Below are 297 nucleotides of genomic sequence, written 5' to 3' on the forward strand. Positions count from 1 at the left end.
GTAGGGATCGGACCGCGCATGGTCCGGCCCTACGAGGAACAGTATCCGGCCTCGCCGGCAGCCTACCATCCGCAGCCGCAGCCCGCCGGCGAGGCTCGCCTGCCAGCCGCCGACCAGGGGGAGATCGACGACATCCGAGCCAGCCTGCGCGAATTCCGCGAGGCGGTGCGCGAGCTGACCGAAAACCGCTCGCGTCGCCGCTATTTCTAAGGCACCCGTATTCTCGACTACTCGACCTTCGATAAATGCGACCGGTTTCGGGTTTACGGCATCCGACGACGTTTTGACGGGATTGGC

Annotated in this window: 1 protein-coding gene; it reads left to right on the forward strand. The window is 65.3% G+C overall.

Annotated elements, in window-relative coordinates; all coding sequences use genetic code 11:
• Positions 1 to 210, forward strand: a 210-nt coding sequence (locus EN786_RS37105) for a hypothetical protein (protein WP_210238941.1), incomplete at its 5' end; no start/stop codon positions are given.
• Positions 211 to 297: the final 87 nt, after the last annotated feature.

Source organism: Mesorhizobium sp. M4B.F.Ca.ET.143.01.1.1, from assembly GCF_004792275.1.
GTDB classification, from domain to species: Bacteria; Pseudomonadota; Alphaproteobacteria; order Rhizobiales; family Rhizobiaceae; genus Mesorhizobium; species Mesorhizobium abyssinicae.